The 1,823-nt window shown below is 72.2% G+C and carries 3 protein-coding genes; all 3 read right to left on the reverse strand.

The annotated features are described in order from the left end of the window. Positions 1-109 precede the first annotated feature (109 nt). Complete coding sequence (nusB, locus tag SACSA_RS0104840) at positions 110-565, reverse strand: transcription antitermination factor NusB (RefSeq protein WP_019814006.1); 456 nt, start codon at positions 563-565, stop codon at positions 110-112. Positions 566-585: 20 nt separating this feature from the next. Further along, positions 586-1,143, reverse strand: a complete 558-nt coding sequence (gene efp / locus SACSA_RS0104845; RefSeq protein ID WP_019814007.1) for an elongation factor P — start codon at positions 1,141-1,143, stop codon at positions 586-588. Between the two features lie 34 nt (positions 1,144-1,177). Next, a partial coding sequence (locus tag SACSA_RS21550; protein ID WP_019814008.1) for a M24 family metallopeptidase occupies positions 1,178-1,823 on the reverse strand: 646 nt, incomplete at its 5' end.

Here is a 1,823-nt window from a genome sequence, read left to right on the forward strand (position 1 = left end):
CCGGACGCGCCGGGGCGATCCCGCACGCGAGGCGGGACGCGAATCCGGTGGGCAGAGCCGGAGCACCGCGCCCGCGCGCCGCGTCACAGGATCGCGCGTGCGCGCCGCGTCACAGCACCGAGCGCAGCCGGTCGGCAATGGTGCCGATCCGGCCCAGCACGCCGTTGACGAACCGTGGCGAGTCGTCCGTGGACAACTCCCGCGAGAGACCGACCGCCTCGTCGATCGCGACCGGGTCCGGCACGTCCGCGGCCCACAGCAGCTCGTAGAGGCCCACACGCAGCACGGCGAGGTCCACGGGCGGCATCCGCTCCAACGACCAGCCCTGGGCGTGCTCGGCCAGCAGCTCGTCGATGCGGGTGCGGTGCGCGGTGACTCCCTCCACCAGCGCGAGGGTGTAGTCGGGGATGGGGTCGATGCCCACCGCCCCGACCCGGTCCCGTACCAGCTCCATCGGGTCGGCGGCGCGCTGGGCCGCCTCGTAGAGCAGTTCGACGGCGCGCCTGCGCGAAACGCGCCTGCCGGAGCCCCCTGTGCGGGGGCGGGACGCCGGAGTGTCGCTCACCGTGTCGCCGCCGTCCCGCGTCAGGCGCGGCCGAGGTAACGGCCGTCGCGGGTGTCGACCTTGACCTTCTCGCCGGTGCCGACGAACAGCGGCACCTGGATCTCCGCGCCGGTCTCCAGCGTGGCGGGCTTGGTCCCGCCCGTGGACCGGTCGCCCTGCAGGCCGGGCGCGGTCTCCGAGATGATCAGCTCCATCGTGGTGGGCAGCTCGACGTACAGCGCCTCCCCCTCGTGGACCGCGACCTGGACATCGGTGTTCTCCAGCAGGAACTTCGCGCCGTCGCCGACGAGCTGTCCCGAGAGTTCGAGCTGCTCGAACGTCTCGCCGTCCATGAAGACGTAGTCGGTGCCGTCGTTGTAGAGGTAGGTCATCTGCCTGCGGTCCACGGTGGCGGTGTCGACCTTGGTGCCCGCGTTGAACGTCTTGTCCACCACCTTGCCGCTGGTGACGTTCTTCAGCGTGGTGCGGACGAACGCGCCGCCCTTGCCGGGCTTGACGTGCTGGAAGTTCACGACGGACCACAGCTGGCCGTCCAGGTTGAGGACCATGCCGTTCTTGAGGTCGTTGGTGGTGGCCACGAGTGTGCGTTCTCCTGTGTCGGGTGGGCCGCGGTTAGGCGACCACGAGTTCCTTGGTGCTCGGTGTGAGGAGCTCGGGAGTGCCCTCCCGCACGACGAGCGTGTCCTCGAGGCGGACGCCACCGCGTCCGGCCAGGTAGACCCCCGGTTCCACGGTGACCGCCATGCAGGCCGACAGTGTACCGGCGCCGCGCGCGGACAGGCTGGGCGCCTCGTGCACCGCCAGCCCGACGCCGTGCCCGAGCCCGTGCGTGAAGTGCTCGCCGAGGCCCGCCTCCGCGATCACCGCGCGTGCCGCCTCGTCGACCGAGGACACCTCCGCACCCGGACGAACGGCGGCCGAACCCGCGGTGTGCGCGTCGAGCACGAGCGCGTGCAGATCACGCTGCCACGCGGCGGGCTCGCCGAGCACGACCGTACGGGTCATGTCCGAGTGGTACCCGTCGACGAGCGCACCGAAGTCCAGCTTGACCAGGTCTCCGCGCGCCAGGACGGCGTCGGTGGGCCGGTGGTGCGGCACGGCCGAGTGCGGACCGGCCGCGACGATGGTGTCGAACGCCGTGCCGTGCGCGCCGTGCTCGGCCATCCGGTTCTCCAGGTCGCGGGCGACTTCCCGCTCGGTGCGGCCCGGCCGGATGCCCCCGGCCTCCAGCAGGTCGGCCAGTGCCCGTTCGGCCGCG

The sequence above is a fragment of the Saccharomonospora saliphila YIM 90502 genome, from assembly GCF_000383795.1.
GTDB lineage: Bacteria > Actinomycetota > Actinomycetes > Mycobacteriales > Pseudonocardiaceae > Saccharomonospora > Saccharomonospora saliphila.